Raw genomic sequence first — 25569 nt, forward strand, 5'->3', positions numbered from 1 at the left:
TCAGTGGCGCAAGAGACTGCGGGTGAGGGCGATGCCGAGCACGGTCATCGCCAGCGAGCCGGCCACGTGCACGGCCACGTGGCCGCTGAACCACAGGTATTGCTGGCGCAGCAGCAAGGTGGCCGACTCGGCCGAGAAGGTGGAGAACGTGGTCAGCCCGCCGAGGAAGCCGGTGAACACGAACAGCCGCAGCGCCGGCGACAGCGCCTGGAAGTGGTCGAACAGGCCCATCACGCAGCCCATCAGCAGGCCGCCGACGAGGTTCGCCGCCAGCGTGCCCAGCGGCAGGGTGGGGAATACGGGGTTGAGCAGCACGCCCAGTCCCCAGCGTAGCCAGCAGCCCAGGGCGCCGCCGATGCCGATTGCCACAAATCCGTTCAAGCCCACGTGCGTGCCTCCCGACAGTGAAAGTGTCCGGCTGCCGCGGCGGCAGGCATGCCTGCGCCGCCGGGAACCGGAGGTGCAGGCATCATCAGCTTCAACGCGGGATCACGAGTAGCGGTTTGTCCCGGCGCATCCGAAGGTACCGGAACGGGAGGCATGCCATCTCCGAGCGGCCATCCTAATGGATCGGCCTGGTCGATCGTCAAGCGCGGCCATGCGTGGCGGCCCTATACTGCGCGGTCCCCTCGCAGCAACCGTGCCGCCATGAACCCAGCCCATCGTCCCGTGCGCCGCAGCCTGCCGTGGCTGCTGGCCGCGCTGTCGATGATCGGGCCGTTCTCGATCGATGCGGTGTTCCCGGCGTTCCCGCTGGTCGGCGCGCGCTTCGGCGTGGACGCCGCAGCGCTGCAGCAGCTGATCAGCGTGTACCTGGTCACCTATGCCGCGATGAGCCTGTTCCACGGCGCGATCTCCGATGCGGTCGGGCGCAAGCCGGTGATCGTCGCCGGCATGCTGGTGTATGCGCTGGCGTCGGTGGGCGCGGCGCTGTCCACCTCGTTCGCGATGCTGCTGGCCTGCCGCGGCCTGCAGGGCATGTGCGCCGGCGCCGGGCTGGTGGTGGGGCGGGCGGTGATCCGCGACAGCCTCGAAGGGCCGGCCGCACAACGGCTGATGTCGCAGGTGATGATGATCTTCGGGGTGGCGCCGGTGATCGCGCCGATGGTCGGCGCCTTGCTGCTGTCGCTGGGCGGCTGGCACGGCATCTTCTGGCTGCTGGCCGGGTTCACCGTGCTGCTAGCGCTGGCCCTGCAGCTGTTCCTGGACGAGACCCATCCGCCGGCGCGTCGTACGCAATTTGCGCCGCGGCCGCTGCTGGCCGGCTACCTCTCGTTCGGCCGCGACCGGCCGTTCTGGCCGCTGCTGGTTTCCAGCTCGGTCAATTTCGCCGGGCTGTTCCTGTACATCGCCTCGGCGCCGCGCATCGTGCGCGAGCTGCTGCAGCTGTCGGCGCAGGGCTTTCCGTGGCTGTTCCTGCCGGTGGTCAGCGGCCTGATCGGCGGCGCCTGGCTGTCGGGGCGGATGGCGGAGCGGCACAGCGCGAAGTTCACGGTGAGCCTGGGCTACGCGGTGATGCTGCTGGCGTGCGCGGCGCACCTGCTGCTCGCGCTCCTGCTCCCCGCGCCGCGGCTGCCGTGGTCGATGCTGCCGCTGATCCTGCACGGCATCGGCGTGCAGCTGGCGTTCCCAACCCTCACGCTGCTGCTGCTGGATCGCTTCCCGCACCATCGCGGCGGGATTTCCTCGGTACAGGCGTTCGCCAGCCTGATGCTGTGCAGTTTCGTGGCCGGGGTGATGTCGCCGCTGCTGTCGGCAAGCATGCTGCACCTGGCGCTGGGCGCGTCGGCGTTGACCCTGGCCGGCGTGCTGGCGTGGTGGTGGTATCACTGCGTCACGCGCCGGCCGCTGGAGCGGCCGCTGGCCGACACCGGGACGGCGGCGATGCAGGCGGAGATCGCCGAACCGCGCTGAAAGGGGCGGGCCGGGTCAGGCAGGCGAGGGCGGCGCGGGCGCCGCGACGGGCAGCCCCGAGTCCGCCGATATCAGCACGGAGGCATCGGCCAGCGCCCGGACCAGCGGCGGCGAACGGTAGCTGCCGTCGGCGAGCCAGCGCTGCCACACCGAGGCGTCGATCTTCTCGTTGACGCCGGTGCCCAGCAGGCGGTCGAACGGCGGCTTGAACTCCTTGTAGATGCCGTCCATGAACTCCCTGTACGAATTGCGCGGCACGCCGCTGTCGGCGTCGGCCGCGGGCAGCAGCAGTTCGCTGCAGCCCAGGCCGGCGCCGATCGCCTTGTGCTGCAGCCACGCCAGCGGCAGGTCGGGCAGCGGGTCGGGCCGGCGGCCGGCGCCGTCGCGCTCGTTGCCGCCGCCGACGTCGGAGTGCGAGCCGATGAACCAGCGCTGCTCGATCTCGATCTGCTCGATCTTCTTCGAGGTCAGCGTCTCGCCGGGCTTCACCGTGTACGGGTTGCGCGTCCACACCGTGGGCGCGAAGTCGGCGCGGTGCTCGTCCAGCGCCAGCGCCTGGTAGGCGTATTTCACGATCTTGCTGAGTTCGGTGTCGTGGAACTGGTAGCGCTTGCGTGCATAGGGAAACCACGAGGCGGTGCCGGGGATGCCGAGCGAGCCGACGGTATCCCACACGCCGATGAAGTGGATGTCGATCACGACCGAATGGCTGGCGCGGAATGCCGCCGCGGCCGGGTCGTCGGGCTTGCTGCCGGTATCGCGGTAGAAATCGTAGGCGGCGGCGACGTCGGCCTTGGCCACGTTGCCGCGGGCGCTGCAGCGGAGCAGGCCGCACTTGCGGATCAGCCCGCCCAGGCTGCGCGCGGTATAGGCGCCGCGGCTGAAGCCGAACTGGTAGAGCAGGTCGCCGGGCTGCCAGGTCTCGCACAGCCAGCGGTAGCCATCGAGCACGTTGCCGGACAGGCCGTAGCCGAACGCGCCGCCGAGCAGGTGGGCCAGGCCGGGCTTCACGCCCACGCCGGGGATGTAGTTGACCAGCTGCGCGTTGCCGTCGTCGTCGCGCGGCGCCACCAGCCGGCGCAGGCGTTCCACGTTGGTGTTCGATTCGGGCTTGTTCCAGGTGCCGTCGAACAGCAGCACGAGCCTGCGCGTGGCCATGGCGCCCTCCGTCGTCCGTTCGTCCGCACCGACTCTAGGCCGTGCGGCCGCGCACGGCCAGTGCCGCGCGAACGGCATCGGCGGCAACCGTGACCGGAGCGGCGGTATCCCTACAGGGTGGGCGAGTCGTCGTGCAGCATCGCCCGGCGCACGATGCTGATCGGCGCGAAACCCTGCTGCATGAAGCCGTCGTGGAACGCCGTCAGGTTGAAGTCCTTGCCCTGCCGCGCCTCGAGGTCGGCGCGCAGCTTCAGGATCTGCAGCTTGCCCAGCGTGTAGTACAGGTAGGTGGGGTCGGCCGTGCCGCGCCTGGTCTCGACCTCGCCGACCGCGCGCGACTGGTAACCCTCGTTGACGAAGAAGTCGATCGCCTGGTCCATCGTCATCTGGCCGGTGTGCAGCTTGATGCCGACCACGAAGCGCGCGTTGCGCAGCAGGGCATCCTGCAGCTGGCCGAGCCGCAGCAGCAGCTGCTGGCGCCGGTCGTGCGGGAACTCGAATTGCGCCAGCCCCTCGTCCAGCATCATCTGCTCGCAGTAGTGCGCCCAGCCCTCGACGTTGGTGTTGGCGCCGAGCAGCTTGCGCACGCGGTCATCGAGGCGCTGCATCCACAGGAACTGGATGTAGTGGCCGGGATAGGCCTCGTGGGTGGCGACGGAGCTGATCACCGGGTAGTTGAACTGCGCCATGAACTCCTGCGTGCGCTGGCTGCTCCAGCCGGGCTCGGGCAGGGTGACGTTGAAGTAGGCCTCCTTGGCGACGGTCTCGTACGGCCCGGGCGTGTCCATCGAGGCGAACGTGGTGGCACGCATGAACGGCGGGGTTTCCTCCACGATCGGCCGCACGTCCGAGGGAATCGTGATGATCCGCTTCTGCCGGATGAAGGCGGTCAGGTGGTCGAAGGTGGCTCGGAAGCTGTCGAGGAGCTTGTCCGGGGGCGGGTAGTCGGAGCCGAGTTCGGCGAGCACCTGGCGCGGAGTCTTGGCCGGGTCGAGCTGGTGGGCCACCTCGGCGAAGCGGCGCTGGTTCCGGCGTAGGTCGGCCATGTCGATGGCGAGCAGCCGGTCCAGCGGCAGGCTGACCATCTCGTCGTACTTCAGCTTGTCGCGGAACGCGGCGGCGCCGATGCGGAAGTCGCCGTGCGCGCCCGGCAGCACGTCGCTCTTCAGCCATGCCTGGTAATCCTCGAGCGCCTTGATCACGGCGGCGTTGCTGGCGGCGAGCTGCCGCTTCAGCTCGGCGTCGGTGACCGTGGCGAAGGCCGCCGGCACGTCGCTCCGGAAGAACTGCACCAGTCCGGGCAGCTGCTCCAGCGCGATCTGCACGTAGACCTTCGGCGGGTTGTCGAGATTCCGGCGCGCCGCGTCGAGCGCCGCCGGCATCAGCCGCTCGCGCGCGATCAGTGCGCGCAGGCGGGTTCCCGGCGGGGCGAACTTGCGCTCCATTAGGGTGAACGCGCTGCTGGTGATGCCGCTGGAATAGATGTCCGGGTTTTTCTGCCACGGACGGATCGTCTCCAGCGTCAGCAGGGTGCTGCGGATGTTGTTCAGCAGCAGCTCGCGGTCCCCGCGCGTGCGTTCGCCCAGCGGCGCGGGATCGACTGCCGCCACGCGCCGCTCCCATTGCCTGAGCGCCTTGACGTTGGCCTCGATGTCAGCGCGCGAGTAGCCCTCGAGCTTGTCGTCGTAGGCGTGGATGCCGTCGATGGTGGCAGTGGAGGGGTTGGCCGGGAAGTAGTAGCTGTCGAAGTAGCCGTCGGCCAGGTGCATGAAGGCCTGGTCCGCGGCGGCGCTGTCGGCGGCGGCCGCCGTGGCGCTGCCCAGCGTCAGTGCGGCGACGAGGCCGATCAGGATACGCGCGGTTCTGGCCATGATTGTTCTCTGTCGGGGATGTGTCGCGGGCCCGGCGGCGCCGGCGTTGGAGGCGGTCATTCTTCTGTGGTTTTCACATGGAGCGCAAGCGGCGTACGCTTCGTGTTTCGCCGCCGTCGGCGGGCCAGGGCCGGAAGGATGGACAAGCAGGTGCAGGTCGACCGGGCGCAGGCGCTGCGCAGGATGCACGATCGCTCGACGATCCTGCTGTTGCCGAACGCCTGGGATGCAGGCAGTGCGCGGCTGTTCGCGCGCCGCGGGTTTGCCGCGATCGCCACCACCAGCGCCGGCATGGCCTGGTCGCTCGGTTATGCCGATGGCGAACGGGCGCCGCTGGCCGAGGTGCTGGCGGCGATCGCGCGGATGACGCGGGTGGTCGACCTGCCGGTGACGGCGGACATCGAGACCGGCTATGGCGAGACGCCGGCGCAGGTGGCCGCCACCGTGCGTGCGGTGATCGCGGCCGGCGCCGTCGGCGTCAATATCGAGGACGGCGCGCCGGGCCACGGCGCGTTGCGGCCCCCGGCCGTCGCTGCCGCGCGGGTGCGGGCGGCACGCGAGGCGGCGGATGCCGCCGGCGTGCCGATCGTGATCAACGCGCGGGTGGACAACTGGATGCAGCACGAGGAAGGCGCCGCCGCGCCGCGCCTGGCCGACGCGGTGCAGCGCGCAAAGGCGTACCTGGCCGCGGGCGCGGATTGCATCTACCCGATCGGACTTGCCGATGGCGCCACGCTGGCGGCGCTGGTGCAGGCGATCGACGCGCCGGTCAACGTGGCCGCCGGCCCCGGCGTGCCGGGCCTGGCCGAGCTTGCGCGGCTCGGCGTCGCCCGCGTCAGCACGGCCACGCGTTTCGCCACGCTGGCGCTGGCGGCGGTCGACCGGGCGGCGGTCGCCATGCAGGAAAGCGGCCGCTTCGACGGCCTGGCAGCGGGTTTCGCCTACGCGGACGCGCAGCGGCTGTTCGAGCCGGCCTGAGCGATGCATGCAGTTTGTCACCGAGGAGTCTGCAATGAGCAAGCGTATCGATTATCGCAAGGCGGCACCCAATGGCCTGAAGGCCATGCTGGGCCTGGAAACGTACGTGCACGGCTCGGGCCTGGAGCATTCGCTGATCGAGCTGGTGAAGATGCGCGTGTCGCAGATCAACGGTTGCGCGTACTGCCTGGACATGCACAGCAAGGACGCGCGCGCCGCCGGCGAGACCGAGCAGCGCCTGCACGTATTGGCGGCGTGGCGCGAGGCGCCGTTCTACTCGGCGCGCGAGCGTGCCGCGCTGGCCTGGGCCGAGGCGGTCACCCTGGTGTCCGCGAACGAGTTGCCCGATGCGCTGTACGACGAGGTGCGCGCGCATTTCGACGACAAGGCGATGGTCGACCTCACCCTGGCCATCATCACGATCAACGGCTGGAATCGCCTGGCGATCGGTTTCCGCGCGGACGTGGGCAGCTACCGGCCGAAATCCGCGGGCTGAGTGCCGGCGCGGGACTTCGCGCCGCTGGAGCTGAATGCCGGCGGCGCGTTCACGCGGCGGCGATGCGGCCTTGGCGATGGCTGGACCACGTGGTTGCCAAGGTGGGGCCTCGTTTCCGCCGGAGAGTCGCCATGCCATACCGCACCATCAGCGAACTGCCCGACAGCGTCCGCAGGCCACCTGCCGCAGCATGCGCAGGAGATCTACAAGGAAGCGTTCAACAACGCCTGGAAGGAGTACGCCGACCGCCACCAGCGCCGCGGCGAGGAGTCGCACGAGGAGGTTGCGCACAAGGTGGCCTGGGCGGCGGTGAGGAAGAAGTACAGCAAGGGCGGAGACGGCGACTGGCGCGCGAAGCAGCCGGAATCGGGAGCCGTCAGGACGCAGCGTGAGGTAGGCCGCGCGCCTTGAGGAAAGCCCGGGCGTTCTCCGCGTCCTGCTCGAACCACGCGCGGGCCGAGCCGAGCCGGAACGTGTAGCCCCAGGCATCCATGTCGGCCATCAGCCGTGCGCTGCCGACACCGGGCAGTTCGTCGGCCAGCACGATCTGCAGGCAGCAGGTGGCGTCCTCTTCCTCGATCGAGTCGGTGGCGTCGGTATGGACGTCTGGACGTCTTTCCGGCGGCAGCACGATCAGGTGGCCGGCCTCGTGCAGCAGCGAGTGCACCGGGGTGTCGTCGCGGGCGTAGACGGTGGTGCCGATGATGCCGGCTTCCTGATCGCCCCAGAAGCTGCCGGGAATCGGCTCGCCGGCGGGCACGCGCCGGAGCTGCAGGCCGAAGCGGGCGAGCAGGGCGGCGGGTGCCTCGAATCCGATCTGGCCCACGCGCAGCACGGTGCTGGCCGGGTCGCCGGAGGCAGGAGGGATGTCGGGGTGCATGGGCGTGCGCGGCGGGCGCAGGTGGTTTCAGTGGTAAAGGAGGCCGGGCGACGCCAGGCCGCCCGCCCGAAAACGACCGGAAGCGCGGGGCTCAGCCGGTCTTGGCTTCGCCCTTGGTTTCGCTCTTGGCGGGCTGCTTGCCTTCCGGCAGGGTGACCGATAGCTCGAGGATTTCGTGGCCGCTATCGCGCTCGAAGTTGATGCTGATCGCGTCGAGGTCGACGTGAACGTATTTCTTGATCACTTCGAGCAGTTCGTTGCGCATCATCGGCAGGTAGTCCGGCGCGCCGCGAGTGGAGCGCTCCTGGGCCACGATGATGCGCAGGCGTTCCCGTGCCACCGTGGCGGTGGCCTCGGGCTTGCGCTTCAGGAAATCAAGGATACCCATCGCGATCAACCTCCGAACACGCGCTGCAGGAAGCCCTTCTTGGGCACGTCGATGAAGCGCAGGGGGCGCTCTTCGCCGAGGATGCGGGCCACGGTGTCGCTGTAGGCCTGGCCGGCCTGTGACGTGGCATCGACGATCACCGGGATGCCGTTGTTGGAAGCGGTCAGCACGTTCTCCGACTCGGGGATCACGCCGACCACCTCGATGCCGAGGATCTCCTCGACGTCCTTCACGCTGAGCATCTCGCCGATCGCCACGCGCGCCGGGTTGTAGCGGGTCAGCAGCAGGTGCTGGGTGACCGGGCTCTCATCCTTCTCCGCGCGCCGGGTCTTGCTGGCGAGCAGGCCGAGGATGCGGTCGGAGTCGCGCACCGAGGAAACCTCGGGATTGACCACCACCACCGCGTGGTCGGCGAAGTACATCGCCAGGTGGGCGCCCTTCTCGATGCCGGCCGGGGAGTCGCAGACGACGTAGTCGAAGCCGTCCTCGGACAGGCCGTCGAGCACCTTCTCGACGCCTTCCTGGGTCAGCGCGTCCTTGTCGCGGGTCTGGCTGGCGGCCAGCACGAACAGGTTGTCGTGGCGCTTGTCCTTGATCAGCGCCTGCTTCAGCGTGGCTTCGCCGTGCACGACGTTGACGAAGTCGTACACCACGCGCCGCTCGCAGCCCATGATCAGGTCGAGGTTGCGCAGGCCGACGTCGAAGTCGATCACGGCGACCTTCTTGCCGGCCATGGCCAGACCGGTGGCGAGGGAGGCGCTGGTCGTCGTCTTGCCGACGCCGCCTTTGCCGGAGGTGACAACGATAATCTCAGCAGTCAAGGGCCCATCTCCGCATGATTGTTCTTGTTGTAGGTGGTTACAGCCTGGCGATCAACAGCTTGTCGCCTTCGAGCCAGCATTGCACGGACCGGCCCTCGAGGTCGCGGGGGATCTGTTCGAATACCCGGTATTGCCCGGCGATCGCCACCAGTTCGGCACGGAAGTCGGAGACGAAGATGCGCGCCTTGCCGTCGCCCTGCGCGCCGGCCATGGCGCGGCCGCGCAGGCCGCCGTAGATGTGGATGTTGCCGTCGGCGATCACCTCGGCGCCGTTGGCGACGGCGCCGGTGACGATCAGGTCGCGGTCGCGCGCATAGACCTGCTGGCCCGAGCGCACCGAACCGGCATGGTGCAGGGCGCCCTGCATGCTGCCGGGCGGCGGCGCGGACAGGATCGGCTCGCGCTGCACCGCCGGGGCGGGCTCGGCGCGCGGGGCGGGTTCGGCGGCGAGCGGGCCGCTCTGGGCCGGCTCATAGGCGGCACGGAACTTGGCGATCAGCGGCAGGCCCATGCGCCTGGCCAGCGCCTCGGTCTCGCTGGTGCCGTAGGCCAGGCCCACCGGCAGCATGCCGGCGCTGCGCACCGCCTCAAGCAGCGCGTCGACGGCGCCGTCGTCGGGCAGGTTGAGCAGATGGCTCAGGTCCAGCACCACCGCGGCGCGGGCGAACATCTGCGGGGCGGCGCGCACACGGCGCTCGAGTTCGTCGCACAACGCGGCGGCGTCGACCCGGCGCACGCGCACGCAGGCAATGCCGACCTGGCCGAAGCGCAGGTCGCAGGCGTCGGCGACATCTGTTGCAGAGCCTGCTTTCATATTCCAAGTGCCTCGCGCCGTGAGCTGTTTGCCCGCAGGGCAAGAAAGAGCGAAGGAGTGTATGCCGATACACGACTGAGTGATGACGCGGCCATGCGGGCAAACAGACCCTGCCCTTCGGGTTGCGTCTGAGCGGCCGCCATGCGGCAGCGCGCGGCTTGACCTGACGGCCAGTCAGGCGCTGCGCCGCGCACTACCACCTGGCGGCCGCTCAGACGCAACGCGAGGTACTTGGAATATGAAAGCAGGCTCTCATTCATGGGCGCCGCTCTCCGGCGAGGCGGCGCGGGGTGGAGTCATGCAGGAAAGGGCGTTCGCGCTCGGCCAGCCAGGGCACGTCGGGCAGGCCGCCGTGCTCGAGCCAGGTATCGCGCACGTAGGCGTAGCTGGGCAGGTCGCGGGCCAGCAGGCTGACCTGCGGGCCGGCTTCGCCCATCCGCTGCTGGCCGACTTCCTGGAAGCCATAGGTGCCGTGGAACAACACCACCACGTCGTCGCGCGGCTCCAGGAATACCTCGCAGGTCAGCAGCGGCACGCGCACCTCGGCGTAGCTGTGCACGTCGCAGTAGAAGATGCGGCCCAGGCCGTGGCGGCGGTAGGCGTTCGCGATCGCGATGCGGTCGATGTAGACGAACTGCGGGTAGTGTTCGGCGAACCAGCGGTAGTTCGGGCTGTCGTAATCGCCGCCCTCGCGCAGCGCGATCAGGAACCCGGCCAGGTGGCCGTCGATCTCGGCCACGCGGAAATACTCGGCGTGCTCGTAGAAGTAGCGCAACTGGGCGGTATCGAGGGCGAGGATGGAGCGACCGGCGGCGTTGTTGAGCGCCAGTACGGCATCCAGGTCGTGCTCGCGCACGTCGCGGATGGCAAGGGCCATTCGTTGCTCCGCAATGGTGGAATCGGGACAAGGTCGACCGGCGGCCTCGCGCAATGGCCCATTATGACATGCGGCCGGGGGTCCTTACATCTCGCAAGGGCACATGTAAAAGCTTCGTAAAGCCGCGGGCGGCTCCGCGGCCATGACTTCCCGCGCATTGCGCGGAATGTGCGTTAAGCCAATGATGCCGCCATGCGCTGGCCTTTCTTCAACCACATCCGCCTGCTCCGCTACGCGGGCTTCTTCACCTACCTGTCGGTGGGCACGCCGCTGATCACCAACTGGGCCACCGAACGACTGAACCAGCTGCAGCGGCCGAACTTCTCGCTGCTGCTGTGGACGCTGTGCTACCTGATCTTCGGCCTGATGTACTGGCTGCTGACCAGCAACCTCGGCTCGCGCCGCTACCCGGTGCTGAAGCTGCTGGGGCTGGCCCTGATGACCGCGGCGGCGGTGGCGGTGGGCTGGTACAGCCACAGCGGCCTGTCGGCGATGCTGATGGTGGTCGCCTCGCTGGTGCTGCCGTGGCTGCTGCCGTTCTGGCTGGCGGTGTCCTGGCTGGTGCTGCAGCACCTGAGCCTGGTGGCGGTCTTCGCCACGTTCCCCGAGTACGACCACAGCGTCGCGCTGGGTTTCCTGCAGGCCAGCATCTACCTGGGCATCTCGGTGCTGGTGTTCATCACCTCGACCGTGGCCAGCCAGCAGGCCGAGCAGCGCGAGGTGCAGCGCCGGCTCAATGCCGAGTTGCGGGCCACCCGCGCGCTGCTGGCCGAATCCAGCCGGATCGCCGAGCGCATGCGCATCGCGCGCGACCTGCACGACCTGATCGGCCATCACCTGACCGCGTTGAGCCTGAACCTGGAAGTGGCCAGCCACCTCACCAACGAGGCGGCCGATGCGCACGTGCGCAAGGCACAGAGCACGGCCAAGCTGCTGCTGGCCGACGTGCGCGAGGTGGTCAGCGAGCTGCGCCAGGACGACGCGATCGACCTGACCCAGGCATTGCGCAGCCTCGCCGAAGGCGTGCCCGGCCTGAGCGTGCACGTGGTGATGCCGCCGCGTTTCAGCGTGGAGGACCCGCGCCGCGCGCAGGTGCTGCTGCGCTGCGCGCAGGAAATCATCACCAATACCGCCCGGCACGCCGGCGCGCGCAACCTGTGGCTCAACTTCGCCTACGCCGGGGACGACCTGATCGGCCTGCACGCGCGCGACGACGGCCGCGGCGCCGAGCAGGTCGAGCCGGGCAACGGGCTGGCCGGCATGCGCGAGCGGCTGGCCGAATTCGGCGGCAGCGTGACGCTGGACACCGGCCTGAGCCGGGGTTTCGCGCTGACCGTGCGGCTGCCGCTGGGCGAGCACGCCGCGCTGGCGCACGCGCCGACCCGGTTTGAGCCGCCGGCGCTGAATGTGTCGTAGTCTTGGCGGCCGCGCGGCGTGCGAAAATGCGCCGGCGTCGGCAGCGGCCCGGCCCGCCGGCTGTCAGCATCACTTCCTTAAGTCATGTTTGCCCGAGGATCCGCGATGATTTCCGTTTGTCTCGTCGACGACCAGAATCTGGTGCGCCAGGGCGTCCGCTCGCTGCTGGACCTGGCCGAGGACATCCGCGTGGTGGCCGAGTGCGCCGACGGCACCCAGGCGGTGGCCGACATCCCGCGGATCAAGCCCGATGTGGTGCTGCTGGATCTGCGCATGCCGAACATGAGCGGGCTGGAAGTGCTGCAGGCGCTGTCCGCCCGCAACGAGCTGCCGCCGACGATCATCCTGACCACCTTCGACGACGACCAGCTGGTGCTGCAGGGCCTCAAGGCCGGGGCGCGCGGCTACCTGCTGAAGGATGTCTCGCTGGAGCAGCTGGTCGAGGCCGTGCGCACGGTGGCCGGCGGCGGCTCGCTGGTGGCGCCGATGGTCACCCAGCGCCTGATGGCCGGGGTGGCGCGGATGCAGAACCAGTTCACCAGCCTGGAGCAGCCCGACCCGCTGACCGAGCGCGAGACCGAAATCCTGCGCCTGCTGTCCGGCGGCTACAGCAACAAGGAAATCGCCAACTCGCTGAAAGTCGCCGAGGGTACGGTGAAGAACCACGTCTCCAACATCCTCTCCAAGCTGGGCGTGCGCGACCGCACGCGCGCCGTGCTGAAGGCGCTGGAGATGGGCATCGTCTGAGCCGGCCGGGGGCCGCGTTCCGGCCATCCGCGGGCTTGCCGCGGCCCGTTTCGGGCCCTGCGAAGCCGTCGACGCGGGCCGATGGCGTTCCAGCCCGCGAGCAAGTAACATCCGTTGCTTCGGCGTTTGCCGACCCCCCGCCACGCCCCCCCGGACATTCCCCCGGCAGGCCTGTGTGGCGGCCGGGGCGACACTTCAGGTATGGCGTAAAGACGCTTCGGAGAACTCTGGAATGATGCGTGTCTTTGAATTTCTTGTTGCCCTGGTCATCGTTGCGTTGATCGGTGTCCTGGCAGCTGTGGTCATGCCCGGCAGCGGTCATGTGGAGCGCCAGTTGGTCATCGGCAAGGACATGCGCCAGGTCTATGACGTGCTCGACAACTACCGCCGGCTGCCGGATTACGCGGTGCTGCGCTCGCTCGACCCGAACGTCCAGTTCAGCTTCTCCGGCAAGTCCTACGGCCCCGGCGCCGAGGTCAGCTGGACCAGCTCCGACGCCAAGCTCGGCAACGGCGGCCTGACCATCGCCAGCGCCACGCCGGAGTTCGACAAGATCGACGGCAACACCAAGAGCGCCAGCATCGTCTGGAACCTGGACAACAACTGGCGCGGCCTGGACAAGCATTTCACGCTGGACCTGGATCGCCAGGGCAGCCGTGGACAGCTGACCCAGGTGACCTGGTCGTATGACGTCTCGTACGGCTGGAACCTGATCAACCGCTTCGCCAACCTGTACATCCACGGCGATCCCGACGCGTTCATCCAGTTCAGCCTGAACAACCTGCAGAACGTGCTGGCCGGCGTGCCGAACATCGACTACAGCCAGCTGGTCCCGTACATCGAGCAGACCCAGCCGACGCCGGTGCTGATGGTGTCCACCTCGATCGAGCGCAAGAACGGCATCGAGGCGGTCGACGACGCCGTCGCCAAGGCGAACACCGAGGTTCAGGCCGCCGCCAAGAAGCTGGGCGTGCACGTCACCGGCTCGCGGATCCTGATCACCACCAACTACGGCGACCAGACCTTCAGTTTCGACGTGGCGTATCCGATCGACTCCAGCACGCTGACCGTCAACGGCCAGGCTGTGCAGCTGACCGCGGCCGCTCCGCCGTCGCTCGACGCCGCCGCACCGGCCACCGCCGGCAGCACGGCTGCCGCGGACAGCAACGTCGCCGTCGGCAGCCGTGACCGCTATGGTCGCCTGGTGGTGGACGGCAACGTGCGCGCCACGCTGGCCTTCGGCGGCGCTGCGCTGAAGGGCATCTGGAACGGCACCTTCGCCGGCGTGCCGCAGACCCGCGACATGCTCAAGGCCTATGCGCAGACCCATGGCTACAAGTTCGACGACGTGGTCAACCGCCCGTACGACGTCGTCCTGACGCCGGAAGTGAAGGACGCCGGCGGCAACATCACCACCTATGCGAAGTACGCGGTGTACCTGCCGATCAGCAATGCGCCGGAAAAGACCCCCGAGCAGGAAGCCGGCCTGCAGCCGCCGAGCCTCGAGGGTGCGCCGGCAGCTGCGGCACCGGCTCCGGCCGGCAGCGCCGCGGCGCCGGCCAAGGCGGCCAGCGCCGGCAAGTAAGCCGGGCGCGGCGGTCGCACGACGAAAGGCCCTTCCGTCCAGGAAGGGCCTTTTCTTTTCGGGCGAGGCGCCCGGCACCGAACTTTGCCGGTGTCTTGCGGTACATTGCAGGGCGATCCGCGCCGCCACCCGCCGGACCCGTGCGTTCGACGCGACGCCCCGTCACAGCCCACCAGCGGACATGATCGAAACCGACCAGCTCACCCGACGCTATGGCAACCTGACCGCGGTGGACGCGCTGAGCATCCGCGTCGAGCCGGGCCAGGTGCTGGGGCTGCTCGGTCCCAACGGCGCCGGCAAGTCCACCGCGATGCGTATGATCGCCGGGTTCCTGGTGCCCACCTCGGGCACCGCGCGGGTATGCGGGCACGATGTCAGCCGCGAGCCGCTGCAGGCGAAGCGTGCGCTGGGCTACCTGCCCGAAGGCGCCCCCAGCTACGGCGAGATGACGGTGCGCGAGTTCCTGCAGTTCATCGTGCGCATGCGCGGGCTCAAGGCCGAGGCCGGTTACCGGCGCTACGACGCGGTGGTGCAGCAGCTGCAGCTGGAGGAAGTGCTGGGGCTGTGCATCGACACGCTGTCGAAGGGCCTGCGCCGGCGGGTCGGGCTGGCCCAGGCGATCCTGCACGATCCGCCGGTGCTGATGCTGGACGAGCCCACCGACGGCCTCGACCCGAACCAGAAGCACGCGGTGCGCCAGCTGATCGACGTGATGGCGCGCGACCGCACCATCCTGATCTCCACGCACCTGCTGGAGGAGGTGCATGCGCTGTGCAACCGGGTGGTGATCATCGCCCGCGGCAGGCTGCTGGCGGATGCCACTCCGGCCGAGCTGGAGGCGCGCTCGCGCTATCACGGCGCGGTGTCGTTCAGTGCACCGGGCAGCGGCATGTCGCAGGAGATGCTGGGCCGCCTGCCGCAGGTGGCGGCGATCGAGGTCGACCCGCTGGACGGCCGCATCACGGTGTTTCCGAAACCGGGCGCGCGGATCCTGGAGCCGGTCGAGAAGCTGCTGCGCGAGCAGGGCCTGGAGGTGTCGGAGATCCAGCTCGAGCGCGGCCGGCTTGACGAGGTGTTCCGCCAGATCACCACCGGCGGCGATGCCGCGGGAGGGCACGCATGAGTCCGCTCAACGCGGTGTTGCGGCGCGAGCTGCGCAGCTATTTCGTGACGCCGGTGGCGTACGTGTTCCTGGTGATCTTCCTGGTGCTGGCCGGCATCCTCACGTTCTACGCGGGCGACTTCTACGAGCGCGGCCAGGCCGACCTGCAGCCGTTCTTCACGATGCATCCGTGGCTGTACCTGATCCTGGTGCCGGCGATCACCATGCGCATGTGGGCGGAGGAGGCCAAGGGCGGCACGCTGGAGCTGCTGCTGACCCTGCCGCTGGCGTTGTGGCAGGCGATGCTCGGCAAGTTCCTCGCCGCGTGGCTGTTCATCGGGCTGGCGCTGGTGCTGACGTTCCCGATCTGGATCACGGTCAACTACCTGGGTTCGCCTGACAACGGCGTGATCCTGGCCGGCTACCTCGGCAGCTGGCTGATGGCCGGCAGCTTCATCGCGATCGGCGCCTGCCTGTCCGCGCTGACCCGCAGCCAGGTGGTGGCGTTCATCCTTACCGCGCTGGTGTGCGTGCTGCTGATCCTGGTCGGCCAGCCGCAGGTGCAGGATTTCTTCTCGGGCACCTTGCCGCGCAAGCTGATCAACGCGGTGGCGCACCTGTCCATGCTGCGGCACTTCGAGGCGATCGCGCGCGGCGTGCTGGACATCCGCGACCTGCTGTACTTCCTGCTCAGCACGCTCGGCTGGCTGGCTGCCGGCGTGCTGCTGCTCGACCTGAAACGGGCGCGCTGACCCGATGCCCCGTTCGCGCATGCGCCAGCTGTTCGCCACCCCGCTGCACCTGACCCGGCGCGGCCGGCTGTACGTCGCGCTGGCGCTGCTGGTGCTGGTGTTCGTGCCGCTGGTCCTGGCCAGCAGCCGCTGGCTGCACGGGTCGCGGATCGACCTCACCACCGACAAGCTGTACACGCTGACGCCGGGCACGCTGCACATCGTCGACACGCTGCAGCGGCCGCTGCGGTTGACCCTGTATTTTTCTGAGCACGCCACCCGCGACCTGCCGCAACTGCGCAGCTACGAGCAGCGCGTGCGCGAGATGCTGCAGGAGATGGTGGCGCGCTCGCACGGCCGCATCCGCCTGCAGATCATCGACCCGGTGCCGTATTCCGACGACGAGGCCAGCGCCGAAGGCAGCGGCCTGACCGCGGCCAACGGCGGCAGCAACGGCGAACGGGTGTTCTTCGGGCTGGCCGGCAGCGCGATGTCGGGCAGCGCCGACAGCAGCGAAGGCGGCGACGAGCGCGTGTCGGACAAGACGCTGGCGATCGCGTTCTTCGACCCGGCGCGCGAGGCCTTCCTCGAATACGACATCGCCCGGCTGCTGTACGAGCTGAACCAGGCCAGCAAGCCGGTGGTCGGCGTGATCAGCTCGCTGCCGGTCGACGGCAACCCGGTGCTCGGCGAGCAGCCGTGGGCGGTGCTGCAGCAACTGGGCCAGCTGTTCGACGTGAAGATGCTGGACCCGGCGAAACTGCGCACCGTCGACGACAATGTCAGGGTACTGCTGCTGATCCACCCCAAGCGGCTGCCGCCCGATGCGCAGTACGCGATCGACCAGTACGTGCTGCGTGGCGGCCACCTGGCGGTGTTCGTCGATCCCGACGCGGAACTCGACGCCTCGCCCTACGCGCCCGACAGCATCACGTTCCCGGACCACGCCTCCGACCTGCCGCGGCTGTTCAAGGCATGGGGCGTGGCATACGACCCGCACAAGATCGTGCTGGACCGAGCCCGCGCGCTGCAGATCGAACTGGCCGGCAACAGCCTCAACCACCCGGCCATGCTCGACCTCGGTACGCAGGAGCTCAATCGCAACGACGCGGTCACCGCCAGCCTGCAGCGGATCAACGTGTCCACCGCGGGCTACTTCGACCTGGTCGCGGATGCGCACGCGCGGCTGATCCCGCTGCTGCAGAGCAGCGCCGAGGCCGAGGTGGTGCCGACCCAGCGGGTGCTGGACGCGAGCAGCGATCCCAGCTCGCTGCTGCAGGGCTACAAGCCGGACAACGCCCACTACGTGCTGGCGGCGCGCCTGCGCGGCACGTTCGAGAGCGCGTTCCCCGAGCGCGCCGCCACGCCCGGCCATCGGGCCAGGTCGGCGCCGGACGCCGAGGTGATCCTGGTCGCCGACACCGACCTGCTCAGCGACCGGCTGTGGGTGGAGCCGCAGACCATCCTCGGCCAGACGATGATGCGGATCTTCGCCAACAACGGGGATTTCGCCACCAACCTGGTGGACAACCTCAGCGGCTCCTCGGCGCTGCTGTCGATCCGCGGCCGTTCCACCTCGCAGCGGCCGTTCACCCGGGTGCAGGCGCTGCGCAACGTGGCCGACCAGAAATTCCTGCAGAAGGAACATGAGCTGGAGCAGGAGCTGGCCGACACCCGGCGCCGGCTGGACGAACTGCAGCCGGCCAAGGGCAGCCACGGCAGCGCCGCCACCGCCGAGCAACGGCGCGAGATCGAGCAGTTCCGCCAGCGCCAGCTGGCGATCAACAAGGAATTGCGCGACGTGCAGCACCAGCTCAACGCCGAGATCGACGCGCTGGGCCTGCGCGTCAAGTTCATCAATATCGTGCTGGTGCCGGCGCTGGTGGTGCTGGTCGGCCTGCTGTACGGCTGGCGGCGCACCCGCTACAGCCGCCGGCGTCGTTGAGAGCCTGTTCAAAGCCCCCGGATGCCCCGCGTTGCCATCGAGTGGCCGTCAGGTGGTAGTGCGTGGCGCAGCGCCTGACTGGCCGTCAGAGCCTGCCCCTGCGAAAGCAGGGGTCAAAGCCGCGCGCTGCCGCATGGCGGCCACTCGATGGCAACCCGAAGGGCCGGGTCTGTTTGCCCGCATGCCGGCGTCATCACTCGGTCGTGGACGGACGTCCACTCCTCGCTCCTCAAAGCCGGCGCCATCCATGGCGCCTCCCCGCGTGCCCTCGTTCTTCCTTGGCCTGCGCGCAAACAGCTCCCGGCGCGGGGCATCCGGGGGCTTTGGACAGGCTCTGAGGCGGCAATCTGCCGCAAGCCCGCGGCTGACTCTGCCGGCGCGCGGCATTATGCTGGGCGGTCGCCGGCCGTCGCCGGCGCGGACTGAAGTGCCGCTGCAGTGACCGCTAGCTTGCTGAAATGGATCGTGCCGTGGGAGTTCTCGTGGGTCCTGCTCGCGTGCTTCGTGACGACCTGCGTGCTGTACCTGCGCGGCAGCCGCCGGTTGCCGGTCGCCTTCGGCCGCAAGCTGGCGTTCTGGGCCGGCATGGCGATCATCTACCTGTCGCTGCACACCTACCTGGACTACTACGCCGAGCATGAGTTCTTCATGCACCGCATCCAGCAGCTGCTGCTGCACCACATCGCGCCGCTGCTGATCGTCACCGCGTATCCGGCCACGGTGCTGCGCGCCGGCCTGCCGCTGGCGTGGCGGGTGCGGCTGTTGCTGCCGCTGCAGCGTTCGTGGCCGTGGCGGGCGGTCGGCGGCGTGCTGCTCAACCCCACGGTGGCGACGCTGCTGTTCGTCGCCTTCATCCTGGTCTGGCTGATTCCGTCCATGCAGACGCTGGCGATGCTGGACTGGCGCATCTACCGTTTCATGAACTGGAGCATGCTGGTCAGCGGCTTCGCCTACTGGTCGCTGGTGCTCGACCACCGGCCGCACCCGCCGGGGCGGATGACCGCGGGGCTGCGCGTGCTGTCGCCGGCGGTCACCATGACGCCGCAGATCATCGCCGGGGCGATCGTCACGTTCTCCAAGTCCGACCTGTATCCGATCTTCGAGATCTGCGGCCGCGCGTTCACCTTCAACGTGCTGACCGGCCAGCTGATCGGCGGCGTGATCATCTGGGTGCCGTCGGCGCTGGTGGAGTCGATCGGCGGCCTGATGGCGCTGCGCCTGTGGCTGCGGCTGTCGCGCAACGGCCGGCTGCCGCGCAAGCCGCCGCGCCGGCCTTCGCCGCGGCGTGCGGCGGCGATCGACGCGACCGTGCCGGACTGAACTTCGCCGCGGCTCAGTGGCCGGCGGCGTGCGGCATGGTGCCGTGATCCATCGCCGGCATCGCGTGCCCGTCGCCCGCGTCCATCGCATTCGCCGGCCGCGCGACGAAATCGGTGGCCAGCGTGCTGCCGTCGGTGAACTTCAGCGTCAACCTGACCGTGTCGCCGGCCTTCACCGGCGCCTTCGGCTGCATCAGCATCAGGTGGTAGCCGGCCGGCGCCAGCACCGCCTTGCCGTGTGCCGGCACGTCCAGCGAGTCGACCATGCTCATGCGGCTCATGCCGCCCGCGGTCGAACTCCGGTGCAGCATCACGTCGGCGTACACGGTGCTGTCGGCGCCGTTGAGCGCGACCGGCTGGTCGCCGTCGTTCTCCAGCGTGACATAGGCGCCGGCGGGCAGGGCGCCGGGCAGCACGCGGATCCAGGCATGGCTGGCGCGGACGTGGTCGGCGGCTGCGGCATGCGCGCCGCCGGCCAGCAGCAGGCCGGCGAGCAGCAGCGAAAGACGGGATGGCTTCATGGGTTGATTCCGGGGTCGAGCAGCAGGTGCAGGTCGTGCACGAGATCGTCCTGCGAGGCGGAGGGGGTGGCCAGTACGCGGGCGCGGCCATGCTTGTCAAAGACGTAGATCGCCGAGCTGTGGCTGACTTCGTAGGCGCCGTCGGCCGAACTGGGCTCGCGGGTGAAGGCGGAGCGATAGCGCTTGCTCAGCGCCTCGACGCTGCGCGCATCGCCGACCAGGCCCACGGCCCGCTTGTCGAACGCGTTGACGTAGGCATGCATGATCGCCGGCGTGTCGCGCGCCGGGTCGACGCTGACGAACAGGATCCGCGCACCGTCGGCCAGCGGCCCCAACCGCTGCATCACCACGTGCAGCTGCGCCAGGGTCAGCGGGCAGACGTCGGGGCAGTGGGTGTAGCCGAAGTACAGCAGCACCACCTTGCCGCGGTAGTCGGCGCCGGTCACCGGCTTGCCGTTGTCGTCGGTGAGCTTGAAGTCGAGGTCGGGCATGTGCCCGCTGATGTTGGTCAGCCGGAACGGCAGCGGCGCGCCGCCGCAACCGCCGAGCAGCAGGCCGGCGGCGAGCAGCAGCAACAGGGGGAGGTACCGCGCGCGGCGGTGCTTCATGCGAGAATCCGGGGTCTTCATTCGTTCAAGCATACGACACCGGCCGCCTGGCCGGGTTCGCCAGCCGGGAATTCGGTCACCATGCGGCCATCCGTCAGCCCACGTATCGGCCTGCTCGTCGGCATCGCCGGCGCCAGCGCGGTGCTGCTGGGCGCGTTCGGTGCGCACGCGCTGCGCGGCGTGCTCGACGCCCGTGGCATCGAGCTGTGGCACACGGCGGTGAACTACCAGGTGTGGCATGCGCTGGCGCTGGCCGTGGCGGCCGGGCTCGGGCGTGGCCGCAGCGGGCGGGTGGCGATGGCGGCGCTCGTCATGGGCATCGTGCTGTTCAGCGGCAGCCTGTATGCGCTGGCGCTGGGGGCTCCGCGCTGGGTCGGGATCGTCACGCCGTTCGGCGGCCTGGCCTTCGTCGCCGGCTGGCTGGCGCTCGGCTGGACGCTGTGCACGCGCCGGGGATGATTTTCCCGGTGTCATCTTGTGGTCATGCCCGCTGGCGATCCTGCCGCCATGAACGCGCAGATCGCCCGCCGTGAGCGGCGCCATGCAACGGGACTGTCCGGTCGTGGCCTGAGTCTTTCCGGCATCGCGCTGCTCGCGGTGTCGGCATCGTGCCTGCTGTGGTCGTGGCGGCCAGTCGCCCGGAGCGAGGCGGGCGGGGCATCAGCCAACCAGTTGGTGCACTGGCAGGATGCCGGGCATGACTGGCTGCTGGTGGTCGATCCGGCGACCCGCGAGCTGGTCGTCTACGATGCCGGCGACGGTCGTCCGCTGGACCGGCTCGGTGCGGACGACGGCCTGCCGGACGTGCAGTCGATCGCGCAGCAAGGGCACTGGCTGCTCGTGACGGGCGAGCAACCCCGGGCGGTGCGTCGGCTCGAGTTGCCGGAATTGCGGGCGGTCGCCGTCGACGGCCGCTGAGCGGGTCAGTGGCCGCCGGCCAGCGGCAGCGCCACGTGCAGCACCGGATCGGCGCCGAAGTGCGCCAGCATCGCGTGCTCCAGGCCGTACTTCCTCGTGGGCGGTTCAATCCGCGTTGTCGTCGCCGGCTGCTGGCGTGGCCGGGCCGGCCTTCAGGCGGCCGGCCTTGCGCAGCGCCTCGCGCAGCACGTACTCGATCTGCGCGTTGAGACTGCGCAGCTCGTCGTCCGACCAGCGCTGCATCGCCTCCAGCACGACGGCGCTGATGCGCAGCGGGTAGGCTTTCTTCTCGACCGCCATGATTAGAGCCTGGTCATGGTCTTCAAGTACCCCGCGCCGGGAGCTGTTTGCGCGCAGGCCAAGGAAGAACGAAGGAGTGGACGTCCGTCCAAGACCGAGTGATGACGCCGGGATGCGGGCAAACAGACCCGGCCCTTCGGGTTGCCATCGAGTGGCCGCCATGCGGCAGCGCGTGGCTTGGCCTGCCGGCCAGGCAGGCCAGCGCCGCGCACTACCACCTGACGACCACTCGATGGCAACGCGGGGTGCTTGAAGACCATGACCAGGCTCTCAGCGTCAGTTGTACAGCGTGCCGGTATTCAGCACCGGCTGGCTGCCGCGCTCGCCGCACAGCACCACCAGCAGGTTGCTGACCATTGCCGCCTTGCGCTCCTCGTCCAGGTTCACCACGCCGCGCTGGCTGAGCTGGTCCAGCGCCATCTCGACCATGCTCACCGCGCCCTCGACGATCTTCGTGCGGGCGGCGATGATCGCGCCGGCCTGCTGCCGCTGCAGCATCGCCTGGGCGATCTCCTGGGCGTAGGCGAGGTGGCTGATGCGTGCCTCGACCACCTGCACGCCGGCCTTGCCGAGGCGGGTCTGGATCTCGTCGCGCAGGTGCGAGTTGATCACGTCGCCGTGGCTGCGCAGCGACGGCTTGCCGTCGTCGTGGGCGTCGTACGGATAGCTTTGCGCCATCTGCCGCAGCGCCGATTCGCTCTGGATGTGCACGAAGTTCTCGTAGTCGTCGACGCAGAACACCGCCTCGGCGGTGTCCAGCACCTGCCACACCACCACCGCGCCGATCTCGATCGGGTTGCCGTCGTTGTCGTTGACCTTCAGCTTGCCGCTCTCGAAGTTGCGCACGCGCAGCGAGATGCGCCGGCGGCTGCAGAACGGGTTGGTCCAGCGCAGGCCCTCGTGGCGCACCGTGCCGGCGTACTTGCCGAACAGCTGCAGCACCTGGCCTTCGTTCGGCGCGACCTGGAAAAAGCCCTTCAGCATGAAGCCGTCGATGGCCAGCAGGATCACGCCGGCGATCGCCGAGGCCGCCGGCTGCCCCTGCGCGGCGGGCAGGACCAGTGCGATGCCGATCGCGGCCAGCACGATGCACAGCCCGACGAAAGGAATGCCGGCGACGGAAAAGCCATTGCGTTCGTTCATGTGTCATCTCCCTGAGGTGAGGTAATTAGATATCAAAATGATATCTAATGCAAGCCGGTGGCGACGACTTCTGCGGGGCCGGCGGATGGCGCTGCGTCCGGCCGCATACAATGCCGTCTCGAGTCCACCGGAGAACCCGATGAAGCCGTTCGGCACCCCCCATTCCGACCGCGCCATGCGCGTCCTGCTGCTCGGCGCCGGCGAACTGGGCAAGGAGGTGGCGATCGAGCTGCAGCGCTATGCGGTGGAGGTGATCGCGGTGGACCGCTACGCGAACGCGCCGGCCATGCAGGTCGCCCACCGCAGCCACGTGGTCGACATGCTGGACGGCAAGGCGCTGCGCGCGGTGATCGAGCAGGAAAAGCCCGACCTGGTGGTGCCGGAGATCGAGGCGATCCACACGCCGACCCTGGTCGAACTGGAGAAGGAAGGGCAGCGGGTGATTCCCACTGCGCGCGCGGCGTGGCTGACCATGGACCGCGAGGGCATCCGCCGGCTGGCTGCCGAGGAACTGCGGCTGCCGACCTCGCCCTACCGTTTCTGCGACGACGAGGCGCAGTACCGCGAAGCGGTGGCCGCGATCGGCTATCCGTTCGTGATCAAGCCGGTGATGAGTTCGTCCGGCAAGGGCCAGAGCGTGGTGCGCGGCGCCGACGCGCTGCAGCGCGCGTGGGATTACGCGCAGTCCGGCGGGCGCGCGGGTAGGGGCCGGGTGATCGTCGAGGGCTTCGTCGACTTCGACTACGAGATCACCATGCTCACCGTGCGGCACGTCGACGGCGTGAGCTTTTGCGCGCCGATCGGCCACCGCCAGGAAGAGGGCGACTACCGCGAATCGTGGCAGCCGCAGCCGATGAGCGATGCCGCGCTGGCCGAGGCGCAGCGGCAGGCCGCCGCGGTCACCGGGGCGCTGGGCGGCTGGGGCGTGTTCGGCGTGGAGTTTTTCGTCAAGGGCGACCGGGTGATCTTCTCCGAGGTCAGCCCGCGGCCGCACGATACCGGCCTGGTCACCCTGATCTCGCAGGAATTCTCCGAGTTCGCGCTGCACGCGCGGGCGATCCTCGGCCTGCCGATCCCGGTGATCCACCAGTACGGGCCGTCGGCCTCGTGCGCGGTGCTGGTCGAGGGCGAAGGCACAGGGCCGCGTTACCACGGCGTGGCCGCGGCGCTGGCCGAGCCGGATACGCAGCTGCGCATCTTCGGCAAGCCCGAGGTGAAGGGGCGCCGGCGCATGGCGGTGACGCTGGCGCGCGCCGGCACGCTGGAGGCGGCGGTGGGCAAGGCGGTGCGCGCGGCGGGGCACCTGCGCATCGAATTGTGAGTCCGGCACCGGCGCTAACCTGATGCGCTAGGCTTGGCGGAGATGGCCGTTGCCGCCTGCGCGGATCAGCCGTCGGCAACGGCAACCGATCGACAGAGGAGAGGCGGGATGGAGTCAACCGGGTTTGCGCACTGGCTGGTCGTGCTGGTCGAACTGGTCACGGCTTTCGCCCTGCTGCTGCTGGCATTGGCGGCGGTGGTGCTGGCGGTGACCTGGGTGGTCGACCGCAACCAGACCGGCAACGCGGTGCTGCGCAACTTCCCGGTGGTCGGCCACTTCCGCTACTGGTTCCTGCACCTGGGCGAATTCTTCCGCCAGTACCTGTATTCCAGCGACCGCGAGGAGATGCCGTTCAATCGCGCGCAACGCACCTGGGTGTACCGCGCAGCGAAGAACGTCGACAACACCAACGCGTTCGGTTCCAGCCGCGACCTGCGCGCCGAGGGCGTGCCGTTCTTCGTCAACGCGCCGTTCCCCGACCTGGGCATGGACCACGTCGAGCCGGTGCCGGTGACGATCGGCCCGTATGCGCGCGAGCCGTACAGCCATGCGGCGTTCTTCAACATCTCGGCAATGAGCTTCGGCGCGCTGTCGGCGCCGGCGGTGCGCGCGCTGTCGCGCGGCGCGGCCAAGGCCGGCATCTGGATGGACACCGGCGAGGGCGGCCTGGCGCCGTACCACCTCGAAGGCGGCTGCGACATCATCTTCGAGATCGGCACCGCCAAGTACGGCGTGCGCACGCCCGACGGCAGGCTGGACGACGGCAAGCTGCTGGCGGTCTGCGCGCACCCGCAGGTGAAGATGGTCAGCATCAAGCTCGGGCAGGGCGCCAAGCCCGGCATGGGCGGCCTGCTGCCCGGCGCCAAGGTCACCGCCGAGATCGCGGCGATCCGCGGCATCCCGGTCGGCGAGGATTCGCAGAGCCCGAACCGCCACCTGGACATCGGCAACGTTTCGCAGCTGATGGACAGCATCGCGCACATCCGCGAACTGACCGGCAAGCCGGTCGGTTTCAAGGCGGTGCTGGGCGGCGTGGAGTGGATCGGCGAGCTGTGCGAGGAGGTGTGGAAGCGCGGCATCGAGAGCGCGCCGGACTTCATCATCGTCGACGGCTCCGAGGGCGGCACCGGCGCGGCGCCGCAGACCCTGATGGAGGGCGTCGGCCTGCCGCTGCACGAGGCCTTGCCGGCGCTGCTCGACATGCTGATCGTCAAGGGCCTGCGCCAGCGCATCAAGGTGGTCTGCTCGGGCAAGTGCATCACCGCCTACGACGTGGCGTGGGCGCTGTCGATCGGCGCGGATTTCGTCAACTCCGCGCGCGGCTTCATGCTGGCGCTGGGCTGCATCCAGTCGCTGCAGTGCAACCGCAACACCTGTCCCACCGGCATCACCACGCAGGACCCGAAGCTGCAGCGCGGCCTGGTGGTCAGCGACAAGAGCGAGCGGGTATTCCACTACGCGAAGAACCTGATGCACGAGGTCGGCATCATCGCGCACAGCTGCGGCGTCAGCGAACCGCGCCAGCTCAACCGCAGCCACTGCCGCGTGGTCGGCGACGACGGGTTGTCGATCCCGCTGGAGAGGCTGTTTCCGTATCCGCAGGCAGGCGCCCGGCCCCTGGTCGGATAACCGTAGGAGCCCGCTAGCTGTGTAAACCCAGTAGGTTGTTCACGACGGCAGGGATGCGAGTGATGGGTGGTTGATAGCCGAGGCTGG

General features: G+C 69.1%; 28 protein-coding genes and 1 riboswitch. Of the genes, 15 read left to right on the forward strand and 13 right to left on the reverse strand.

Features of this window, described 5'->3' with window-relative positions:
- Positions 1 to 387, reverse strand: coding sequence for a fluoride efflux transporter CrcB (gene crcB / locus AC3WRN_RS15455; protein WP_007507721.1), 387 nt, complete (start codon positions 385 to 387; stop codon positions 1 to 3).
- A 69-nt stretch (positions 388 to 456) separates the two neighbouring features.
- Positions 457 to 560, reverse strand: a riboswitch (Fluoride riboswitch).
- A gap of 88 nt (positions 561 to 648) precedes the next feature.
- Here crcB and AC3WRN_RS15460 point away from each other — a divergent pair.
- Positions 649 to 1914 carry a multidrug effflux MFS transporter gene (locus AC3WRN_RS15460; RefSeq protein ID WP_492623637.1) on the forward strand — a complete coding sequence of 422 codons (1266 nt, stop codon included), beginning with the start codon at positions 649 to 651 and terminating at the stop codon, positions 1912 to 1914.
- Positions 1915 to 1929: 15 nt separating this feature from the next.
- Here AC3WRN_RS15460 and AC3WRN_RS15465 read toward each other — a convergent pair whose 3' ends face one another.
- A complete protein-coding gene (locus AC3WRN_RS15465) occupies positions 1930 to 3072 on the reverse strand; it encodes a T6SS phospholipase effector Tle1-like catalytic domain-containing protein (RefSeq protein WP_492623638.1) in 1143 nt (380 codons plus the stop codon).
- A gap of 110 nt (positions 3073 to 3182) precedes the next feature.
- Positions 3183 to 4943 (reverse strand): DUF885 domain-containing protein, encoded by a 1761-nt coding sequence (locus AC3WRN_RS15470; RefSeq protein ID WP_492623639.1) that lies wholly within the window; start codon positions 4941 to 4943, stop codon positions 3183 to 3185.
- Between the two features lie 138 nt (positions 4944 to 5081).
- On the opposite strand from AC3WRN_RS15470, the gene AC3WRN_RS15475 reads away from it, so the two are divergent.
- From AC3WRN_RS15475 to AC3WRN_RS15485, 3 genes are read left to right on the forward strand one after another with little or no spacing between them, the layout of a single operon-like run.
- A complete protein-coding gene (locus AC3WRN_RS15475; RefSeq protein ID WP_492623640.1) occupies positions 5082 to 5921 on the forward strand; it encodes an isocitrate lyase/PEP mutase family protein in 840 nt (279 codons plus the stop codon).
- Between the two features lie 34 nt (positions 5922 to 5955).
- Positions 5956 to 6417, forward strand: coding sequence for a carboxymuconolactone decarboxylase family protein (locus tag AC3WRN_RS15480; protein WP_068097027.1), 462 nt, complete (start codon positions 5956 to 5958; stop codon positions 6415 to 6417).
- Positions 6418 to 6828, forward strand: a complete 411-nt coding sequence (locus AC3WRN_RS15485; RefSeq protein ID WP_492623641.1) for a ChaB family protein — start codon at positions 6418 to 6420, stop codon at positions 6826 to 6828.
- Here the strand turns inward: AC3WRN_RS15485 and AC3WRN_RS15490 are convergent.
- The 6 genes from AC3WRN_RS15490 to AC3WRN_RS15515 all read right to left on the reverse strand — a co-directional run bounded on the left by AC3WRN_RS15490 (position 6794) and on the right by AC3WRN_RS15515 (position 10197).
- Positions 6794 to 7297 (reverse strand): hypothetical protein, encoded by a 504-nt coding sequence (locus tag AC3WRN_RS15490; protein WP_492623642.1) that lies wholly within the window; start codon positions 7295 to 7297, stop codon positions 6794 to 6796. The genes AC3WRN_RS15485 and AC3WRN_RS15490 overlap by 35 nt on opposite strands.
- 91 nt (positions 7298 to 7388) lie before the next feature.
- Positions 7389 to 7685, reverse strand: a complete 297-nt coding sequence (gene minE, locus AC3WRN_RS15495) for a cell division topological specificity factor MinE (protein ID WP_492623643.1) — start codon at positions 7683 to 7685, stop codon at positions 7389 to 7391.
- A 5-nt stretch (positions 7686 to 7690) separates the two neighbouring features.
- Positions 7691 to 8506, reverse strand: coding sequence for a septum site-determining protein MinD (minD, locus tag AC3WRN_RS15500; protein ID WP_068097016.1), 816 nt, complete (start codon positions 8504 to 8506; stop codon positions 7691 to 7693).
- 37 nt (positions 8507 to 8543) lie between these two features.
- Positions 8544 to 9320: a septum site-determining protein MinC gene (gene minC / locus AC3WRN_RS15505; protein ID WP_068097013.1), complete on the reverse strand. Its 777-nt coding sequence runs from the start codon at positions 9318 to 9320 to the stop codon at positions 8544 to 8546.
- Entirely contained in the window at positions 9317 to 9580 is a 264-nt protein-coding gene (locus AC3WRN_RS15510) for a hypothetical protein (protein ID WP_492623644.1), read from the reverse strand. The genes minC and AC3WRN_RS15510 overlap by 4 nt, the downstream gene beginning before the upstream one ends.
- Positions 9577 to 10197 carry a GNAT family N-acetyltransferase gene (locus AC3WRN_RS15515; RefSeq protein ID WP_068097010.1) on the reverse strand — a complete coding sequence of 207 codons (621 nt, stop codon included), beginning with the start codon at positions 10195 to 10197 and terminating at the stop codon, positions 9577 to 9579. The genes AC3WRN_RS15510 and AC3WRN_RS15515 overlap by 4 nt, the downstream gene beginning before the upstream one ends.
- A 192-nt stretch (positions 10198 to 10389) precedes the next feature.
- Here AC3WRN_RS15515 and AC3WRN_RS15520 point away from each other — a divergent pair, with 192 nt between their 5' ends.
- The 7 genes from AC3WRN_RS15520 to AC3WRN_RS15550 all read left to right on the forward strand — a co-directional run bounded on the left by AC3WRN_RS15520 (position 10390) and on the right by AC3WRN_RS15550 (position 19043).
- Complete coding sequence (locus AC3WRN_RS15520; protein ID WP_068097007.1) at positions 10390 to 11613, forward strand: sensor histidine kinase; 1224 nt, start codon at positions 10390 to 10392, stop codon at positions 11611 to 11613.
- Between the two features lie 105 nt (positions 11614 to 11718).
- On the forward strand, positions 11719 to 12360 hold the full coding sequence (locus AC3WRN_RS15525) for a response regulator (protein ID WP_068097004.1): 642 nt from the start codon (positions 11719 to 11721) through the stop codon (positions 12358 to 12360).
- Between the two features lie 232 nt (positions 12361 to 12592).
- The gene (locus AC3WRN_RS15530) at positions 12593 to 13945 is read left to right on the forward strand and encodes an SRPBCC family protein (RefSeq protein WP_492623645.1); all 1353 of its coding nucleotides are present in this window, start codon (positions 12593 to 12595) and stop codon (positions 13943 to 13945) included.
- Between the two features lie 181 nt (positions 13946 to 14126).
- The gene (locus tag AC3WRN_RS15535; RefSeq protein WP_492623646.1) at positions 14127 to 15068 is read left to right on the forward strand and encodes an ABC transporter ATP-binding protein; all 942 of its coding nucleotides are present in this window, start codon (positions 14127 to 14129) and stop codon (positions 15066 to 15068) included.
- Positions 15065 to 15799: an ABC transporter permease subunit gene (locus tag AC3WRN_RS15540; protein ID WP_068096994.1), complete on the forward strand. Its 735-nt coding sequence runs from the start codon at positions 15065 to 15067 to the stop codon at positions 15797 to 15799. The genes AC3WRN_RS15535 and AC3WRN_RS15540 overlap by 4 nt, the downstream gene beginning before the upstream one ends.
- Positions 15800 to 15803: 4 nt before the next feature.
- Positions 15804 to 17723, forward strand: a complete 1920-nt coding sequence (locus AC3WRN_RS15545) for a GldG family protein (protein ID WP_492623647.1) — start codon at positions 15804 to 15806, stop codon at positions 17721 to 17723.
- A gap of 438 nt (positions 17724 to 18161) precedes the next feature.
- Entirely contained in the window at positions 18162 to 19043 is an 882-nt protein-coding gene (locus tag AC3WRN_RS15550) for a cytochrome c oxidase assembly protein (protein WP_068096988.1), read from the forward strand.
- Positions 19044 to 19056: 13 nt separating this feature from the next.
- Here AC3WRN_RS15550 and AC3WRN_RS15555 read toward each other — a convergent pair whose 3' ends face one another.
- Entirely contained in the window at positions 19057 to 19563 is a 507-nt protein-coding gene (locus tag AC3WRN_RS15555) for a copper chaperone PCu(A)C (RefSeq protein ID WP_492623648.1), read from the reverse strand.
- Entirely contained in the window at positions 19560 to 20171 is a 612-nt protein-coding gene (locus AC3WRN_RS15560) for an SCO family protein (RefSeq protein WP_492623649.1), read from the reverse strand. The genes AC3WRN_RS15555 and AC3WRN_RS15560 overlap by 4 nt, the downstream gene beginning before the upstream one ends.
- 81 nt (positions 20172 to 20252) lie before the next feature.
- On the opposite strand from AC3WRN_RS15560, the gene AC3WRN_RS15565 reads away from it, so the two are divergent.
- Together AC3WRN_RS15565 and AC3WRN_RS15570 are read left to right on the forward strand one after the other, a co-directional pair.
- The gene (locus AC3WRN_RS15565) at positions 20253 to 20630 is read left to right on the forward strand and encodes a DUF423 domain-containing protein (protein ID WP_492623650.1); all 378 of its coding nucleotides are present in this window, start codon (positions 20253 to 20255) and stop codon (positions 20628 to 20630) included.
- Positions 20631 to 20678: 48 nt separating this feature from the next.
- Entirely contained in the window at positions 20679 to 21089 is a 411-nt protein-coding gene (locus AC3WRN_RS15570) for a hypothetical protein (RefSeq protein ID WP_492623651.1), read from the forward strand.
- Between the two features lie 105 nt (positions 21090 to 21194).
- Here the strand turns inward: AC3WRN_RS15570 and AC3WRN_RS15575 are convergent, their stop codons facing one another.
- The gene (locus AC3WRN_RS15575) at positions 21195 to 21389 is read right to left on the reverse strand and encodes a type II toxin-antitoxin system antitoxin (protein WP_068096976.1); all 195 of its coding nucleotides are present in this window, start codon (positions 21387 to 21389) and stop codon (positions 21195 to 21197) included.
- A gap of 276 nt (positions 21390 to 21665) precedes the next feature.
- The gene (locus tag AC3WRN_RS15580) at positions 21666 to 22532 is read right to left on the reverse strand and encodes an SPFH domain-containing protein (RefSeq protein WP_068096973.1); all 867 of its coding nucleotides are present in this window, start codon (positions 22530 to 22532) and stop codon (positions 21666 to 21668) included.
- Between the two features lie 139 nt (positions 22533 to 22671).
- On the opposite strand from AC3WRN_RS15580, the gene purT reads away from it, so the two are divergent.
- A complete protein-coding gene (purT, locus tag AC3WRN_RS15585) occupies positions 22672 to 23853 on the forward strand; it encodes a formate-dependent phosphoribosylglycinamide formyltransferase (protein ID WP_492623652.1) in 1182 nt (393 codons plus the stop codon).
- Between the two features lie 108 nt (positions 23854 to 23961).
- Complete coding sequence (locus AC3WRN_RS15590) at positions 23962 to 25482, forward strand: FMN-binding glutamate synthase family protein (protein WP_492623653.1); 1521 nt, start codon at positions 23962 to 23964, stop codon at positions 25480 to 25482.
- Positions 25483 to 25569: the final 87 nt, after the last annotated feature.

Source organism: Rhodanobacter sp. FW101-FHT13A11 (assembly GCF_058790335.1).

Coding starts and splice junctions, on each gene's coding strand:
- AC3WRN_RS15540 (WP_068096994.1), top strand. CDS start 15,065: ATGAGTCCGCTCAACGCGGTGTTGCGGCGCGAGCTGCGCAGCTATTTC.
- AC3WRN_RS15535 (WP_492623646.1), top strand. CDS start 14,127: ATGATCGAAACCGACCAGCTCACCCGACGCTATGGCAACCTGACCGCG.
- minC (WP_068097013.1), bottom strand. CDS start 9,320: ATGAAAGCAGGCTCTGCAACAGATGTCGCCGACGCCTGCGACCTGCGC.
- AC3WRN_RS15460 (WP_492623637.1), top strand. CDS start 649: ATGAACCCAGCCCATCGTCCCGTGCGCCGCAGCCTGCCGTGGCTGCTG.
- AC3WRN_RS15465 (WP_492623638.1), bottom strand. CDS start 3,072: ATGGCCACGCGCAGGCTCGTGCTGCTGTTCGACGGCACCTGGAACAAG.
- AC3WRN_RS15520 (WP_068097007.1), top strand. CDS start 10,390: ATGCGCTGGCCTTTCTTCAACCACATCCGCCTGCTCCGCTACGCGGGC.
- AC3WRN_RS15475 (WP_492623640.1), top strand. CDS start 5,082: ATGGACAAGCAGGTGCAGGTCGACCGGGCGCAGGCGCTGCGCAGGATG.
- AC3WRN_RS15590 (WP_492623653.1), top strand. CDS start 23,962: ATGGAGTCAACCGGGTTTGCGCACTGGCTGGTCGTGCTGGTCGAACTG.
- AC3WRN_RS15545 (WP_492623647.1), top strand. CDS start 15,804: ATGCCCCGTTCGCGCATGCGCCAGCTGTTCGCCACCCCGCTGCACCTG.
- AC3WRN_RS15570 (WP_492623651.1), top strand. CDS start 20,679: ATGAACGCGCAGATCGCCCGCCGTGAGCGGCGCCATGCAACGGGACTG.
- purT (WP_492623652.1), top strand. CDS start 22,672: ATGAAGCCGTTCGGCACCCCCCATTCCGACCGCGCCATGCGCGTCCTG.
- AC3WRN_RS15480 (WP_068097027.1), top strand. CDS start 5,956: ATGAGCAAGCGTATCGATTATCGCAAGGCGGCACCCAATGGCCTGAAG.
- AC3WRN_RS15490 (WP_492623642.1), bottom strand. CDS start 7,297: ATGCACCCCGACATCCCTCCTGCCTCCGGCGACCCGGCCAGCACCGTG.
- AC3WRN_RS15565 (WP_492623650.1), top strand. CDS start 20,253: ATGCGGCCATCCGTCAGCCCACGTATCGGCCTGCTCGTCGGCATCGCC.
- AC3WRN_RS15515 (WP_068097010.1), bottom strand. CDS start 10,197: ATGGCCCTTGCCATCCGCGACGTGCGCGAGCACGACCTGGATGCCGTA.
- AC3WRN_RS15530 (WP_492623645.1), top strand. CDS start 12,593: ATGATGCGTGTCTTTGAATTTCTTGTTGCCCTGGTCATCGTTGCGTTG.
- AC3WRN_RS15525 (WP_068097004.1), top strand. CDS start 11,719: ATGATTTCCGTTTGTCTCGTCGACGACCAGAATCTGGTGCGCCAGGGC.
- AC3WRN_RS15555 (WP_492623648.1), bottom strand. CDS start 19,563: ATGAAGCCATCCCGTCTTTCGCTGCTGCTCGCCGGCCTGCTGCTGGCC.
- AC3WRN_RS15470 (WP_492623639.1), bottom strand. CDS start 4,943: ATGGCCAGAACCGCGCGTATCCTGATCGGCCTCGTCGCCGCACTGACG.
- AC3WRN_RS15510 (WP_492623644.1), bottom strand. CDS start 9,580: ATGAATGAGAGCCTGCTTTCATATTCCAAGTACCTCGCGTTGCGTCTG.
- AC3WRN_RS15575 (WP_068096976.1), bottom strand. CDS start 21,389: ATGGCGGTCGAGAAGAAAGCCTACCCGCTGCGCATCAGCGCCGTCGTG.
- AC3WRN_RS15580 (WP_068096973.1), bottom strand. CDS start 22,532: ATGAACGAACGCAATGGCTTTTCCGTCGCCGGCATTCCTTTCGTCGGG.
- AC3WRN_RS15560 (WP_492623649.1), bottom strand. CDS start 20,171: ATGAAGCACCGCCGCGCGCGGTACCTCCCCCTGTTGCTGCTGCTCGCC.
- minE (WP_492623643.1), bottom strand. CDS start 7,685: ATGGGTATCCTTGATTTCCTGAAGCGCAAGCCCGAGGCCACCGCCACG.